15 protein-coding genes are annotated in these 14,764 nt (G+C 62.3%); 9 read left to right on the top strand and 6 right to left on the bottom strand.

Annotated features, from left to right (window positions below; genetic code table 11):
* The first annotated feature begins 2 nt into the window (after nt 1-2).
* The 4 genes from VGG22_08925 to VGG22_08910 are packed head-to-tail and all read left to right on the top strand — an operon-like array spanning nt 3 to nt 4,093.
* Nucleotides 3-1,214: a hypothetical protein gene (locus VGG22_08925; GenBank protein HEY1728480.1), complete on the top strand. Its 1,212-nt coding sequence runs from the start codon at nt 3-5 to the stop codon at nt 1,212-1,214.
* The gene (locus tag VGG22_08920) at nt 1,211-2,122 is read left to right on the top strand and encodes a glycosyltransferase family A protein (protein HEY1728479.1); all 912 of its coding nucleotides are present in this window, start codon (nt 1,211-1,213) and stop codon (nt 2,120-2,122) included. The genes VGG22_08925 and VGG22_08920 overlap by 4 nt, the downstream gene beginning before the upstream one ends.
* Nucleotides 2,103-3,083 carry a hypothetical protein gene (locus tag VGG22_08915; GenBank protein HEY1728478.1) on the top strand — a complete coding sequence of 327 codons (981 nt, stop codon included), beginning with the start codon at nt 2,103-2,105 and terminating at the stop codon, nt 3,081-3,083. Before VGG22_08920 ends, VGG22_08915 begins: the two co-directional genes overlap by 20 nt.
* Nucleotides 3,068-4,093: a glycosyltransferase family 9 protein gene (locus VGG22_08910; protein HEY1728477.1), complete on the top strand. Its 1,026-nt coding sequence runs from the start codon at nt 3,068-3,070 to the stop codon at nt 4,091-4,093. The genes VGG22_08915 and VGG22_08910 overlap by 16 nt, the downstream gene beginning before the upstream one ends.
* Here the strand turns inward: VGG22_08910 and VGG22_08905 are convergent.
* The 3 genes from VGG22_08905 to phnD are packed head-to-tail and all read right to left on the bottom strand — an operon-like array spanning nt 4,077 to nt 6,981.
* Nucleotides 4,077-5,432 carry an ABC transporter permease subunit gene (locus tag VGG22_08905; protein HEY1728476.1) on the bottom strand — a complete coding sequence of 452 codons (1,356 nt, stop codon included), beginning with the start codon at nt 5,430-5,432 and terminating at the stop codon, nt 4,077-4,079. The two genes, VGG22_08910 and VGG22_08905, sit on opposite strands and share 17 nt — an antisense overlap.
* Nucleotides 5,429-6,124, bottom strand: a complete 696-nt coding sequence (locus VGG22_08900) for an ATP-binding cassette domain-containing protein (protein HEY1728475.1) — start codon at nt 6,122-6,124, stop codon at nt 5,429-5,431. Before VGG22_08900 ends, VGG22_08905 begins: the two co-directional genes overlap by 4 nt.
* Complete coding sequence (gene phnD / locus VGG22_08895; GenBank protein HEY1728474.1) at nt 6,121-6,981, bottom strand: phosphate/phosphite/phosphonate ABC transporter substrate-binding protein; 861 nt, start codon at nt 6,979-6,981, stop codon at nt 6,121-6,123. Before phnD ends, VGG22_08900 begins: the two co-directional genes overlap by 4 nt.
* Nucleotides 6,982-7,057: 76 nt before the next feature.
* On the opposite strand from phnD, the gene VGG22_08890 reads away from it, so the two are divergent.
* The 4 genes from VGG22_08890 (at nt 7,058) to aspS (ending at nt 11,667) form a co-directional block, all read left to right on the top strand.
* Nucleotides 7,058-7,909 (top strand): glycosyltransferase, encoded by an 852-nt coding sequence (locus tag VGG22_08890; protein ID HEY1728473.1) that lies wholly within the window; start codon nt 7,058-7,060, stop codon nt 7,907-7,909.
* A complete protein-coding gene (locus VGG22_08885; GenBank protein ID HEY1728472.1) occupies nt 7,909-8,889 on the top strand; it encodes a glycosyltransferase family 9 protein in 981 nt (326 codons plus the stop codon). The genes VGG22_08890 and VGG22_08885 overlap by 1 nt, the downstream gene beginning before the upstream one ends.
* A 119-nt stretch (nt 8,890-9,008) precedes the next feature.
* Complete coding sequence (locus tag VGG22_08880) at nt 9,009-9,884, top strand: glycosyltransferase (protein HEY1728471.1); 876 nt, start codon at nt 9,009-9,011, stop codon at nt 9,882-9,884.
* Nucleotides 9,877-11,667 carry an aspartate--tRNA ligase gene (aspS, locus tag VGG22_08875; GenBank protein ID HEY1728470.1) on the top strand — a complete coding sequence of 597 codons (1,791 nt, stop codon included), beginning with the start codon at nt 9,877-9,879 and terminating at the stop codon, nt 11,665-11,667. The genes VGG22_08880 and aspS overlap by 8 nt, the downstream gene beginning before the upstream one ends.
* On the opposite strand, the gene VGG22_08870 is transcribed toward aspS, so the two are convergent.
* Together VGG22_08870 and VGG22_08865 are read right to left on the bottom strand one after the other, a co-directional pair.
* The gene (locus VGG22_08870; GenBank protein ID HEY1728469.1) at nt 11,651-12,376 is read right to left on the bottom strand and encodes a hypothetical protein; all 726 of its coding nucleotides are present in this window, start codon (nt 12,374-12,376) and stop codon (nt 11,651-11,653) included. The genes aspS and VGG22_08870 overlap by 17 nt on opposite strands.
* Entirely contained in the window at nt 12,376-13,053 is a 678-nt protein-coding gene (locus VGG22_08865) for a uracil-DNA glycosylase (GenBank protein HEY1728468.1), read from the bottom strand. The genes VGG22_08870 and VGG22_08865 overlap by 1 nt, the downstream gene beginning before the upstream one ends.
* Before the next feature lie 57 nt (nt 13,054-13,110).
* On the opposite strand from VGG22_08865, the gene VGG22_08860 reads away from it, so the two are divergent.
* Complete coding sequence (locus tag VGG22_08860; protein HEY1728467.1) at nt 13,111-14,412, top strand: MFS transporter; 1,302 nt, start codon at nt 13,111-13,113, stop codon at nt 14,410-14,412.
* On the opposite strand, the gene VGG22_08855 is transcribed toward VGG22_08860, so the two are convergent.
* Entirely contained in the window at nt 14,308-14,757 is a 450-nt protein-coding gene (locus VGG22_08855; protein ID HEY1728466.1) for a hypothetical protein, read from the bottom strand. The genes VGG22_08860 and VGG22_08855 overlap by 105 nt on opposite strands.
* Nucleotides 14,758-14,764 lie beyond the last annotated feature (7 nt).

Here is a 14,764-nt window from a genome sequence, read left to right as displayed (position 1 = left end):
CCGTGAAGATCGCATTCACCGTCAACGGTCCCGGCGAGTACGCGGGCTGGCTGCGGCCGCTGCTCTCGGCGTTGTACGCGCGTGACCCGAGCTTGCAGGCTAGCGTATTCTTCGTCCCGGATGACTTTGCGACTGGCCGCGAATCCGTAGTCGCTCGCGCTGAGTTTCCACAGCTGCAAGTCTTCCGGCCGAGCGAATACATCCGATTTGCGCTCGGCGGGAAAGTTGATGGGGTGCCCGCGCGAGCCGATCGCGTGCAGTACCTCGGCGGCGATTTGATGCACGCCACGCACATCGGCAAACGCCTGCACGCCGAGACGACCTCGTACAAGTTTTCGCGTCCACGCTATCGTACGCAATTCGCGCGGGTCTTTGCGGTCGACGAACGTAATCGTACGCAGCTCGTCGAATGGAAAACGCCGCCGGAACGGATCACGATCGTCGGCAATCTTGCAATCGACGCTGCGTTTCGCGAGGTCGAAACCGGCGATGAGCCGGCGACCGCATTTGCAACCGACGGAATCGTGATCATGCCGGGCTCACGGCGTCAAGAGATCGCCAATTTGGTTCCATTTTTCTTGCGCGCTGCCTTACGCATCCGCGAGACCGATCCCGAGATCCCGATCGTTTTCGGACTGTCGCCGTTTACGACCGCGGACGAGGTCGCACGTGCGCTCGAGAAAGGCGGCCTTCCCACCGTTTATGGTGCGCGCGGCTACGTCGCGGAACGCGACGGAATACTCTTTCTTCAAAATGAGGATCGCACCCAAGAGTTCGCGGTCGTACGTCACGCGATGCATGCGGCGACACGCGCTCGTATGGTGGTGACGATACCCGGTACGAAGACGATCGAGCTAGCCGCTCTCGGCGTGCCGATGCTCGCGACGGTTCCGTTCAACGCACCCGAGGCTGCCGTCATCAACGGACCGCTTCAATACGTCGAACGCGTGCCGTTCATTGGAACGCCGCTCAAACGCCAATTGGTGCTTCAATACACGAAGCGCTTCACATACTTCACGCAGCCGAATATGGATGCGGAACGCGAGCTGATCCCCGAACTTACGGGCACGCTGACGCCGGGTTATGTCGCGCAGCGAGTCGTCGAACGGTATCGAGACGAGGCATGGCGTGCGTCGACGTCAGATGCGCTGCGCGCGTTGTACATCGGCCACCGCGGAGCCGCCGAGCGGATGGCGGAGGCGCTCGCGGCATGATCTCGATCGTCATTGCAACCAAAGATCGCGCCTTGTTTCTGCAGCGTGCGCTCGAGTCGCTCGGACAACAGCGCAATGCGCCCGAATTCGAAGTCGTCGTCGCCGACAACGGTTCGACGGACGGGACGCCGCAAGTCGTTGCAGATGCGGTCGAGATCGTTCCATATCATTTGCGTCGGATCGAGGCTGGTCGCGCGAATCGTGGATTGGCACGGAATATGGGTATCGCGGCCGCCGCCGGCGAGCTGATCTTGTTCGTCGACGACGACGTGTGGTTGCCGCCGAATTTCATCGCTGCGCACGCCGGCAAACATCGCGGCGGACGCTCGCGCGTCGTCACCGGGCCGATCCTCAACGTCCCGGATTATACGCACCGTCCGCGTCCGGCCGCCTCGAACTATTCGAGCGCATTCTTTTGCACGTGCAACGCTTCGGTGTCGAAGGTCGCGCTAGATGCTGTCGGTGGCTTCGATGAGGCGTTCAATCTGTATGGGTGGGAAGACACGGAGCTCGGCCTGCGACTGCGCAACGCCGGGCTCGAGCACGCGTTTGCTTGGGATGCATTCTTGTGTCACATCAAGCCGCCCGAGCCGCTCGAGCTTGCGATTCGAAGGACCGTCGAGAAAGCCACGATGGCGGCGCGGTTCGTGCAAAAGAGTCCAACGCTACGTACCAAACTCGCGACCGGCGCGTATCCCCTCAATCTCGCGCGCGCAAATCTCGTTGCTCCGTTGCTTCCGTTTCTCGCCGGCGTTGCCAGCAGCGACGTGCTGCCATCGTCCGTCATCGGCTTTGCGCGCAACAGGTTGCTCGACGGGCTATATTTGCAACAGCTGGACAAGGAAATGAAATTTAAGGGCCCCCTCGGGGAATCGAAATCGAGTCGTAATGAAGATCCTGGTCGTTAGGCTCGACGGGATTGGTGACGCCCTTGCCTGTACGCCTCTGATCGCCGTACTGCGCTCGGCCGGACACGATCTCGGTATCGCACTCACGCAGCGTAATGCCGCCGTCTTTGCGCGGCCCACATTTGCGTGGACCCATATACTCGAGCGCAATCCCTGGCCGGCGCACGGTCACGCCCAAAAAGATGTGGAAGCGGCGGTAACGGCTGCCGGAGGGATCGGGTACGATCTTGCGCTTGTGGCGTCGGAAGAGCCGGATGCGTACATTCTCGCTCGCCGTTGTGCGAGGCGGCGTGTCGGATTCATCAACGGATGGGAAAAGCCGCTCAAGAGTCTGACGACACGCCGTCTTCTCGATCACGCCATCGTACGTTCGGCGGCCGCGAAGCGCGCACGCGAACACGAAGTCGAGACGCTCTTTCGTTTGGGCGAAGGATTGCACGACGAACCAACGCCTCCGCGCGAGGCTGCGCGCTTATCGCCGCTGGTCGTCGACGGGGCGGCGGCACGTGCACCCGATGCTCCGATCGCCGTGCAGCTTGGTCCGAAGTGGGCGGCGATGGGGATCGAGCGCGCGCTCTTGGGTGCGATCGTGCGCGAACTGCGGCCGCTTGGGCCCGTGCGTCTACTGGTCAGCGGTGAGGAAGCCGGTGAGATTCGAGCCTTGCGCGAGTTTCTCGACGACTCCGAGACGATCGACGCAACGGTCTTCGACGGCGACGAGGGTATGCGCGCTTGGAAACGCGCGATCGCAGAAGCTCGCGTCCTCGTCACGACCGATACCGGAGCTGCGCACGTGGCGGGAATGACGGGGACGCCATGCGTCGATCTTTTTCCGGACGTCCCCTGGGCGCGCTCCGAAATTGTCCGATGGGAACCCTGGGCCGCGCCGCATGCATGTCTCGTTGCGGGACGCGATGCGCCCGTCGCTGCCGCGGTACGTGATTTGTGCGCGCGCTTCTAATTTCGGTCGGCGGTGGTGTCGGCGATACGTTCCTCGCGAGCATCGTCGCGCGAGCGTTGCGAACCCGCTATGCGGAAGTCGACGTGCTGGCCGCGCCCGCGCATCGTTCGATCTTGCGCGGCAACCCGGACATTACTCTGATTCTGGAGGACGCATCGGCTTCGGCATTACGCACGCGTGCATACGACGCATCGGTTTGCACCTGGGCGACCTTCGAAAACGCAATGATTCCGGTGCTTGCGCGTGTCCCGGAGCGCGTCGGGCAAGCCCGGCGGATGTACTCTATGCTGTTCACCAAGCGCGTTGCCGTTCGCAGCGAGCTCGGCGATCGCACGACTCATTGGACCCAGATCTTGCTCGACTACGCACGTGCGCTCGGATGCGACACGGCGGATACGCAACCGCGCATCACACTGGGTGCCGAGGATCGCGCCGAGGCGCAAGCGCTCCTCGATCGCGCTCGCATTGGCGGACAATTTGCGATTCTGCATCCGACGCGTGGGATCACGCGTCCGCAGCGCTGGCCCGTCCAGCCTTTTGGCCGGTTGATCAACGTGCTCGTCGAGCGCTACGAGCTACCGCTGCTCGTCTCGGGCTCGCGCGAAGATCGTCCGCTGGTAGAGCGCATGTTTGCGGAAGCGCGCACCGAGCCTCGTGCGTTCATGCCGCGCAACGCGGCTGCAATCAATATCGCGGGGATGACCTCGCTGCGCGGCTATACGGCGCTCGCCGAGCGCGCGCAATTCGTCGTTGCGATGGACAGCGGACCGATGCACTTGGCGGCGTCGACGGGTGGGCCGACGGCCGGAATCTTTGCGTTGCGGTCGGACGAACCCGATCGCTGGGCGCCGCTCGGCGCGCACGCGACGATCGTGCGCGGCACGTATGCCTGTCCACCCTTGCATCGCAAAGAAACGTGTCCGAATTTTGCGTGCGTCAGCGCACTCGGATTTTCCGCCATCACCGCGGCCGTCGACCGCGTGCTGGCGGGACCTACGTCATTGCCGTAATGCTGCGGCCGCGTATGCGATCGCCGAGCGTGTCGAAAATCAAGACGATGAGCCACGTGATCGCGACGTATGCCGCCATCGTTTTGTAAAAGAAGAGCTGCTGCGCAAGAAACAGCGCTTGGCCCAACCCCCCTGCGCCGATCATTCCGACGACGGCGGCGGCGCGCGCGTTCCACTCTAAGCGAAAGAGCGTATTCACCGCGATCGGACCGAGCGCGAGTGGGACAATGGCAAACGCAACGGTTGCCGGCATCGGCGCGCCGGTTGCCATAATCGATGCGACCGGCGAGCGGTCGACATTTTCGAAGGCTTCCGAATAAAGTTTTCCCAGTACACCGCCGGAGTGCAACCCCAGCGCAAAGATGCCGGCGAGCGGGCCGACGCCGACGCTGACGACCAGAATCAAACCCCAGATGATCTCAGGGATCGCGCGCAACGTGTCGAGCACGCGGCGCGTCACAATCACGATTGCAAGCGGGACGATTCCACGCGCCGCGACGAGCGCGATGAGGAATCCGATGACGGCGCCGAGCGCCGTTCCGAAGATTGCAATCTCGGCGGTTTGCCACAACAGATTGGGAAGCGCCGCGAGTTCCTGCGGGTTCAGCTGCGGTGGAAGCATGGCAGCGAACGTCGTGACGGCGTGCCCGACTGCAAAGAGCTGAGGTCGATCGATCCACAGCGTGATGACGCCCAGCGGTATCAAGACGAGTGCGGCTTGAGGATGGCGTCGTACGAACATTCCGAACACGTCGACGGCGGCAATGCACGCGACCAGCACGATGATCAGCGTCGCCGCGCGATGATAGTCGAGGGCGTTGATCGTTCCGACGAGCTCGGTTCCGAGCCCGCCGCCGCCGACGGCACCGACGATGATTGCTGCACGCATCGCGCATTCGAACGAATACATTCCAAACGTGAGCAAATCTGCAAACATCATCGGGATCATCCCGAATGCGGCGAGGGCGGCCCGCGGTGCTCCGGTCGCACGCAGCGCGTCGATCGGTGCGGATGGTGCGGCCAAGAGCAGCTCAGCGAAGACCTTCCCGATCATCGCCGTGTAGAAGATCCACAGCGCCGCGATGCCCGCGGCCGGACCGAGTCCGAGTAGGACAACCGCCAGAATCGCAAGCGTCAGGTCGGGTATTGCGCGCAGCGCCGCGAGAACCGCGGAGATTGCTCGCGCACCGGGTGCGCGCGTCGCTACGATGATGGCCAGCGGCGTTCCGAAAAGGAACGCGAGCAGCATCCCCGCGCACGCCATCCCGATCGTCTGCGCGACTGGGACGAACAGATACGTCAGATAGTGCGCGGAGAGATCCGGCGGAAAAAAGTTCACGCCGCGCGCAGAAGGCGCCCGCGCTCGAGGCGCACGATGCGATCGAAATGCCGCTCGGCCAACTGCGGTTGATGCAGCGAGCACACGAGCGCCAAGCCCCCTTCGCGTGCCAGCGCGGTGAGCAGCTCGAGAATCTGACTCGCCAGCTGCGGATCGAGGGATGCAACCGGTTCGTCGGCTAAAATTGCTTCGGGCCGCTGCACGAGCGCACGCGCGATTGCAACGCGTTGCCGCTCGCCGCCCGATAAGTCCGAAGTTTTGGCGCGCAGCTTGTCCGGGATCCCCACGCGTTCGAGCGCCGCTCGGGCCTCTTCGAGCTCCGCGGGAAGGGGAACCGCAAGGTAGCGCAGAGCGTGCATTGCGCTCCAACGTCCGAGCGCGCCGGCCATGACGTTCTGATGGACGCGCAGACGATCGACGAGATCGTGATGCTGCGCGATGAACGCGAGTCGCGTACGCATGGCACGCAAGGCTTTTCCGCGCAACGATTCGACGTGTGTTCCGTCGACGATCACGTTTCCCGATGTGACCGGAACAAGCGCATTGATCGTACGCAGCAGCGTGGTCTTGCCGCTGCCGCTCGACCCGACGAGGGCGACCGTCTCACCTGAAGCTATCTCCAGGTTAACGCCGTCGAGCGCGGCCCGGGCCATTCCCGGATAGCGCACGACGACGTCCCGGAGTTCGATCACAGAAGCTTGAGTTGTGTCGCGACGCTTCGGAGCGTGGCGTATTCCGCGTCGTCGGCTCGCACGAAAGATGTCCCGCGAAGAATCGAGAGGATCTTGTCGTCGCTGGGTTCCTTCAACGAAAGAAACGCGTTGCTAAGGCTATCTTGGTCGGCCTTAGCCATGTCTTTGCGCGCAACCCAGACATAGTCGACGAAGGGCGGCGTCGTGTAGAACACGCGCACTTTTGTCTTGTCGATTTGTCCGCCGTCGATCAACGACTTGTAAACGCTCTCGTCGATTGCGCCCGCATCGACCGCCCCCGATTCGACTGCTTTCGCGGTCGCCGGATGATTGCCGGTGTAGCGCACGGTGAGATCCTTGTCGGGATCGACACCGGCGTTGCGAAGCGCGTAATCCGGCATGAGATGCCCGCTCGTCGACGCGACGTCGCCGAATGCGAACTTCTTTCCGCGTAAATCGGTCAGCTTTTGAATCGACGAGTTTGTCTGCGTGATGAAGAGGCAATGGAACTGACGGTCACTCGCGCGCTGCACCAACGGAATGACTCCGTACGCTTGATGCGCCTTGACGTACGTAAGACCGCCCAGATATGCGAAGTCCAGCGAACCGTTTCCGAGAGCCTCGACGGTTGCGTTGTAGTTTGTTGGGATGACGAGCTCGACCGGCTTCCCGATTTTCATGGTGAGATAATCCCGCAGTGGAGCCTTCTCGTCGATTGAGACCTGCGTCGCGCCGGCATCGGGTACCATCCCGATCCGCAGCGCCGCAGCCGCGCCGACCGGCGCGGTACCACTGCCCAAGAGCAAGCCGGCGCCAATAACCTGAAGCAGGCTTTGACGCGTCAGCCGATGTGTCAAGGGGTCTCCTTTCATATGCAAGAGAGTCGGGCGTTTTCCGACGGACTCGTCCGATGCCTTCCCGAAGCCGCACGGCGTGCCGCTCGCAGCAACGATCCAGCTCTGCACCTACAATCGCGCGCATTTGCTTGCGCGTGTCCTTGATGCGTGTTTCGAGCAAGACGTCGCGCCAGGCGCATATGAAGTCGTCCTGGTCGACGATGGTTCGAGTGACGGCACGAACCTTGTGATCGATGCTGCCAAAGTGCGCGCGCGTGTACCCTTTACGGTCGTCTCGCAAGCCAATGCGGGATTGGCTGCGGCGCGCAATGCCGGAATCGCTGCATCCATCGGCGAGCGCATCATCTTGATCGACGACGACGTCTTGCCGATGCCGAACCTCGTCGCCGAGCACGTCCGGGCCGCGCAGCGCAATCCGGATTTGGTCGTGCGCGGCGCCGTCATAGAGGTCGAGACCTTCGACCATCTGCCTGCCCCGTTTTGGACGCCGAAGAACTATAGTGCGAATTGGTTTTGGACGAGCAACGTTTCGGCGTCACGCCGGAGTCTCGATCTCGTTCGTCTCGGCGAACGTCAGTGGTTCGACGAAACGTTCTCGGAATACGGTTGGGAAGACATCGAGCTGGGTCTGCGCTTGCGAGAAGCCGGAATTCGCGGTTCGTTCAACCGGAACGCGGTGGCGTTTCACTACAAGCCGAAGTCCGAACGCGACCGCGCCGTCGATGACATCGTTCGCCAGAGACGCGCGCAAGCTCGCACGGCTTTGATCTTGCAGCAAAAGCATCCAAGTTGGCGAGTGCGGCTCGCAACCGGAAATACGAAAGTGCAGCGTTCCCTGCACCGTATCGGTCACGCGCTGCACGTGCAGCGCGGCGTCGACCGGGCGGCGTCGGACGCGTATTTCGACGAGCTCGAACGCGGAAGCTAATGCGCATCCTGCTCTCGCGGACCGATCGCGTCGGCGACTTGATTCTTTCCACGCCCGCGATCGCAACGCTGCGGCGTTCTTTTCCCGAAGCACGCATCACGCTCGTGTGCTCCGATTACAACCGCGTCGTCGTCCAAAACAATCACGACGTCAACTACTTGGAGACCCTTCCGGCCGGCGTTGATCCGCGTGCGTTCGGTCGAACGTTTCACGGCCGCTTCGACGTCGCAATTGCGCTCGCACCCCGCACGGCCGACATCCGGCTCGTCGGCGCAACGCGCGCGCGCCGCCGGATCGGATACACGTACGTGTCGCGCGTCTTGGCGCGCCTCGCAGCCCACCGTGATCTGACGGACGTACTCATATCGGAAGCCGATCCGCGTCTTGCCGATCGCTACAATCCGTATCCCGTGCGTCACGAAGTACTGCAGGTGCTCGCGCTTGCAGAACGGGCCGGCGCGAAGCGGCTTGTCTACGATTTAGAGCTACCGGTGTCGGATGCAGATCGCGCTGCCGTGGCGGATCTGCCCGAAGGCGCAATCACCGTACACTTTGCAGAGCGCTGGCTGAAGGAAGGAAGTACGCTTGAGAATTTGATCGCGCTGATCGCAGAGCTGCGCGTCCTCGACCGGCCGATCGTGGTCACCTACGGTGATGAAATGAACCAGCCTGCGAAACAACTTGCCGGCGCAAAGATCGATCGGATCGCGGGTGGTCTCTCGTTCAATGCGTGGGCCGCAGCCTTTGAGCGCAGCGCGTGCGTCGTGACCGTCGATACCGGCGCAACACACGTCGCAAGCGCCGTGCGCAGGCCGACGGTCGTGTTGTTCGAACACCGCTACTTCCGGCTCAACTCGCAGGAGTGGGCGCCTTGGGGCGTCCCATACGCGCTGGTGCGTAAGCCAGCGACGGAAGATGCGGCGGCACTCGCAGCTTTGCGCGGCGAAATCGTCGATGCGGTACGCCGGCTTTTGAAGTAAATGTTGTTACGAGCCCTCTCGGGACATGCTTACATTATCGAAATCCTCACGGGCTCGACGGTTGGGGGGCCCCGCGCGAAGCGTGGGGGGCGCGGAGCCTGGGGCGGAGCGCCGTTAGAATGATCGATATTTCCGTCGTCGTTCCGACCTACAATCGTCTCGAGACGCTCCAGCACGTAATCCCGTCGCTGATGTCGCAGAGCATCGCGCCGGAGCGTTACGAAGTGATCGTCGCCGATTCGAACTCGACCGACGGCACGGCGGAATATTTGGCGCGCGAGCCGCGCGTCCGCCACATGCCGGGCAAGTACACGGGTCGCGCCGGCGCACGCAACGCAGGCATTGCGGCCGCAACCGGGCGGATCATTCTTTTCAATGACAGCGACATCATCGCGTCGCGTGATTTGCTCGAACGGCATCTCAGGCGGCACGAAACCGGAAGGTCCGCCGTGGTCGGACTCGAGGTGCAAGTCCGCTCGTACGACGAGTTTCTCACAAAGAGCGCCCGGGCGCCGTCGCGTGACTCGCTGCATCCGCCGAATCGTAAGCGGCTCTCGTGGCTGTACTTTCTCACCGGCAACGCCTCGGTTCCCAAAAGAGATCTCGACGCCGTCGGTGGGTTCGACGAGAGCTTCACCGGCTATGGCCACGAGGATCTCGAGCTTGGATATCGTTTGGAAACGAGTGGCGTACGGATCGTTTACGAACCCAAAGCCATCAACTACCATTTGCAAGACGTCGGGTTCGAGGATCAGAAGTCGAAGATGGAGCTGGCCGGGCGCTCGACGGTGCGCTTCTACCGTAAGCATCCGGCATTTGTCGTCAAGCTGAGATTGGGAATGACCCCGCTCTCCCTCGGCGTACACAGTCTGCTCGAGCGCACACCCGCAATTCGGGACTGGCTGGACCGGCGTTCCGCAACCTGGCCCCTGGCTCGAACGATTGCCTATCAATATCACTACATCTCAGGGATCAAAGCCGCACTCAGTGAGTAAATTCATCAAACGCACCTGTGGCGCGCTCCGGGCCGCCGATATCGACAAGGCCGTCGAGCTCAACGGTTGGGTTCATCGCCGCCGGGATCACGGTGGACTGATCTTCATCGATCTGCGCGATCGCGACGGCATCACGCAAGCCGTGTTCGATCCGGCCGATCCGGCCACGTTCAGTTTGGCGGAATCGTTACGCAGTGAAGACGTCGTGCGCGTGCGCGGAAGCGTGCGCGCGCGGCCGGCTGGGACTGAGAACAAAAAATTGCCCACCGGCGAGATCGAATTGCCGGCCGGCGAGATTCACGTGTGGTCGCGTGCCGAGACACCGCCCTTCCAAATTACGTCGGATGAACGCGTCGACGAGAGCCTGACGCTCAAGTACCGCTATCTCGATCTGCGCCGTCCCCGGATGCAGCACAATCTCACCGTGCGTCACAAGATCGTCAAAGCGATTCGTGACTTCTATGATTCACGCGACTTTCTCGAGATCGAGACGCCGATGCTCATCAAGGCGACGCCGGAAGGTGCACGCGACTATCTCGTTCCGAGCCGGCTGTACAACGGGCAGTTTTACGCGCTGCCGCAATCCCCGCAGATGCTCAAGCAGATCCTGATGATCGGGGGCGTGGGCCGATACATGCAGATCGCGCGCTGCATGCGCGACGAAGATCAACGTGCCGACCGGCAGCCTGAGTTTACGCAGCTCGACGTCGAGATGTCGTTCGTCACCGAAGAAGACGTCCTCGAGACGATGGAATCGGCGATGAAGTACACGTGGAAGCACGCGCTCGGGATCGAGCTCCACGACTTGTTTCCACGACTCACGCATGCGGAAGCGATGCAGCGCTTTGGCAGCGACAAGCCCGACTTGCGCTTCGATCTCGAGCTGGCAGACGTAACCGATGCATTTGCCAGCTCCGAGTTCAACTTATTCAGGACGCTGGCGGAGCAGAACGGTCAAGCCCGCAAAGGCAGCGTCGTCGCGCTACGCTATCCCGGCGGCGGCTCGCTTTCGCGTCGCGATTTCGACGCGCTGGTCGAGACCGCGAAGACGCTCGGTGCAAAAGGCCTCGTTTGGATTGCGCTCGGCGAAGGCGAAACGCGTTCGTCGATTCAGCGCTTTCTTACCGATACGCTCACGGCGGATTTGCGCGCACGAAGCGGCGCGCAGCAGGGTGACGCAATTCTGCTCGTCGGGGATGCGACGGAAGAAGCACTGCTCGTCGCGGGGCGGCTGCGCAACGAAATCGGCGAACGCATTGGCGCGCGCGATCCGCAAAAGTTCGCGTTCTGCTGGGTGGTCGGCTTTCCGTGGTGCGAGCGCGATCCGGAAACGGGCGAGATTGCGCCCGCACATCATCCGTTCACGGCGCCTGCGCCCGGACAAGAGGGTCTGATCGATACCGATCCGCTTGCCATGCGCGCACAGCACTATGACATGGTGCTCAACGGCTACGAGTTGGGAAGCGGATCGATTCGCAACCACGATCCCAACATGCAGCGCAAAATCTTTAAGATGCTCGGAATGGGCGAAGCCGAGATCGAGGACCGTTTTGGGTTCTTCATTCGCGCGCTCGATTTCGGTGCGCCGCCGCACGGCGGAATGGCACTTGGCATCGACCGCATCGCGATGCTCGCGTGCGGTGAGACGAGCATTCGCGACGTCATTGCGTTTCCGAAGAATCAGGGCGCGCGTGATTTGATGATGGAAGCGCCGTCCGGCGTTCCGGAGAAATCGCTGCGCGAGCTTGGTATTACGGTAAAGGAAGCTACGGCGAAACCGTAGCCCCGAATCGATAGCGGTATTCGAGGGTAACCGCGCCGCCGACGTTACGATCGACCAGTGAACCGTTGTTGGTGTTGCGTGTGTGGTAGTTCAACCCTGCGAGTCCAAGCAGCATTGTTGAGCGTCCGCGCGTCCAGCCATAGGCGGCGTTGTAATAGACCTCCGCGCCCTGCTCGGGCTCGCTGGGTTGCGCCATTCCGGCCGCGTTGAAGACCGCGAGATTGGTCCGAACGTTGGGAAGCACGTACGTCGTGAGCTCGAGAAAATGGTGATTGGATAGCGGCAGCGTCGAGCCGGCCGCATAGATCACGTTGGCGAGATGCGCGCTGTTCGTGCTTCCGTCGTTTCCATTGAAGTTGCGCAGATTGATGAATTGCACGCCCGTTCCCAAACGAAAGCGCCGGTTCGGATCGACGTTCACCATCAGCAGTGCGTCGAGCAAGCTAATCGTGGCCGACGAGCGCCCGAACGGACCACCGGCGCCGACCCCGGTCGCCGTTATCGCCGGAATGCCCTCGACGTGTAATTGAATGTTGTTGATGTACTGCGTCACTTCGAGCAAAGCAGCGGGTGCGACACCGTTGACCGGCGTCGGATTGCCGGCTCCGACGTGTTGTCCGTATGCGGCAGCTGCGAGTACGCCGACGTCGGTTTCGCTGTCGGCAAATGCCGGCGCCGTTGCCAGCACCAGGAAGATCAACGTAGCCATCAATTTTCGCATAGAAGCTCCTGCGCACGTTCGAAGATCCGATCCAGCATCGGTTCGGTAAGTTTTCCGGTGTTGGTGTTTTGCCGGCTGGGATGATACGAAGCTAATACCAAGACCTCGCGTCGGTTCGGCGTCTGCACGCGCGTTTCGGCGCCGTGCTTGAACGGCGCGCGCGGCGTGAGATAGGTGTGCTCTTCACGCAAGAGCGTGTGGACGGAGTCGTCGGCGATTTTCCCGAGCGCGATGATGACGCTTGGATGCAGCGCGTCGTACTCACCGCGCAAATAGTCGAAGCAGCGGCGGCGCTGCTCGGGCGTCGGTTTGTTTTGCGGGGGCGCGCAGCGGATTGCGGCCGTGATGTATGCGCCGCTCAAACGCAAACCGTCGTTGCGGTCGATCGAATGCGGTTGATTTGCAAACCCGGCGCGATACATCGCACGGTACAGCCACTCGCCAGATGCGTCGCCCGTGAACGGGCGTCCGGTGCGGTTCGAACCGTGTGCTCCGGGCGCCAAGCCGACGATCAGGACGCGGGCGTTACGATCGCCCCAACCGGGGACGGGGCGGCCCCAGTACTCGAAGTCGCGGTGCGCGCGTTTCTTCTCGCGCGCGACGTTCGCGCAATAGCGGCGCAACTCGGGACACCGCCGGCACTCGACGACGCTGCGCTCGAGCAAGCTGAGGGTCGGCGAAAGTCTTTGACGGATCGGCGAGCGCGTGGGAACATTGCCTCCATGGCCGCAGCAGCGGCGCTCGTAGCGCCCTCCTCACAGCCGCGTCCCCTTGATCGCCGTGGGATAGGCTTCCTCGTCGCGGCGCACGCCTTCAATGACATGAACCAGTCGATCGTTCCGGCGATCCTGCCGTTCTTGATCGCGCAGCGGCATCTCTCATACGCGGCCGCCGCAAGTCTCGTTCTTTCGTTGACGATTGCGTCGTCGGTGATTCAACCGCTGTTCGGTTACATCACGGACAAGCGCTCGATCCCGTGGCTCATTCCGGCTGCGCTCTTGTGCGGCATGTCGGGTACGGTGTTGCTTGGTTTTGCCCCAACGTTCACGTGGCTGTTAGGCGCGACGCTCATCGCCGGCGTCGGGAGTGCCGCGTTTCATCCCGAAGCAGCGCGCGCCGCAAACGCGCTGTCCGGCTCGCAGCGTGCGACGGGAATGGGATTCTTCGGTCTCGGCGGCAACATCGGTTTCGCGGCCGGGCCGATCCTGGTAACGCCGGCGATTCTCTTGATCGGTTTGCACGGCACAGGGCTCATCATGGTTCCCGGCGTGCTGTACGCCTTGTTCTTTGCATTCGTTGAGATGCGTCGCTTCGCGTCGTTGCGTGAAGCGCCCAAGAAATTCAAGTCGGCGAGCGAACGCGGCGATCGCTGGGGGGCCTTTGCGCTCTTGACCACGACAATCGTGATGCGCTCGGTCGTGTTTTTCGGCGTCATGACGTTTACGCCGCTGTTCTGCATCGCCGTTCTCGGCGCAACGAAAGCGCAAGCGAACGCCGTGCTCGCGATGACGCTGATCGCCGCAGCAGCGGGCGTCATCACCGGCGGCCGTCTGGGAGATCGCGTCGATCGCCGGAAGCTGATCATGATCTCGATGTCGGCTGCCGCGGCGTTCACGGCGGTCATTGCTTGGGCTGCGGGTTCGGGCGCATCGCTCGTCGAGATCGCGCTCTTGTTCATCGCGCTCGGTTTCCTGATGCAGCTCAGTCAGAGCGTAACGATCGTGCTCGGACAGGATTACTTGCCGACCCGCATCGGCACGGCGTCAGGCGTTACGCTCGGGCTCGCGATATCGATGGGCGGGTTCGCGATGCCGTTTCTTGGACGGCTTGGCGATACGCACGGTTTGACGCCGGTCCTTTTCGCGATCGGCGGCTTTGCGCTAGCCGCACTGATCGCTGCTTCGTTCTTGCCGCCGATTTCAAAGGCGAAGAACGATAACCGGTCCACGAGCGTGGTCGATGAGGAATCGCGCAACGTGGCCGATCGACTTGGGACCGATCCCGCCGCGGTGCCCGGCGCCTAACAAGACCGTAACGTTGGGCTCGGTCGCTGCAGCCAGCGCGTGACCGGGATCGCGGTCACCGAGAATACGCGTAGTCGCTACAATTCCGCGCGACTGAAGTAATTCGCGGCCGTGCGCGGCGATCGCTTCGGCTTGCGCGCGATCCGGATCCGGACCGTGGGGTGCGTGGTGCGATGGCGGAGGCGGACGTCCGTGACGTTCGCGTTGATGTTCGAGCTCACGCATGGCGCGATCGCCGTACGCGCACCAAACCTCGGCGCGTTCGAAATGCGAAGTCCAAGGAATGGCGGCGTCGATCAGACGTTCGTCTTCGATGCCGTCCAGCGCGATGGCGAGAACTGCCATGTTTCCT

The sequence above is a fragment of the Candidatus Baltobacteraceae bacterium genome, assembly GCA_036489885.1.
Lineage (GTDB): Bacteria > Vulcanimicrobiota > Vulcanimicrobiia > Vulcanimicrobiales > Vulcanimicrobiaceae > JAFAMS01.
The sequence above is the reverse complement of the archived record's forward strand: the minus strand, read 5'-3'. Positions and strand labels throughout refer to the sequence as shown.

Bases quoted from the DNA above. Each gene is read 5' to 3' on its own strand.
- VGG22_08880 (HEY1728471.1), top strand. From the start codon at position 9,009: ATGATCGATATTTCCGTCGTCGTTCCGACCTACAATCGTCTCGAGACG.
- VGG22_08855 (HEY1728466.1), bottom strand. From the start codon at position 14,757: ATGGCAGTTCTCGCCATCGCGCTGGACGGCATCGAAGACGAACGTCTG.
- VGG22_08860 (HEY1728467.1), top strand. From the start codon at position 13,111: ATGGCCGCAGCAGCGGCGCTCGTAGCGCCCTCCTCACAGCCGCGTCCC.
- VGG22_08870 (HEY1728469.1), bottom strand. From the start codon at position 12,376: ATGGCTACGTTGATCTTCCTGGTGCTGGCAACGGCGCCGGCATTTGCC.
- VGG22_08885 (HEY1728472.1), top strand. From the start codon at position 7,909: ATGCGCATCCTGCTCTCGCGGACCGATCGCGTCGGCGACTTGATTCTT.
- VGG22_08920 (HEY1728479.1), top strand. From the start codon at position 1,211: ATGATCTCGATCGTCATTGCAACCAAAGATCGCGCCTTGTTTCTGCAG.
- VGG22_08915 (HEY1728478.1), top strand. From the start codon at position 2,103: ATGAAGATCCTGGTCGTTAGGCTCGACGGGATTGGTGACGCCCTTGCC.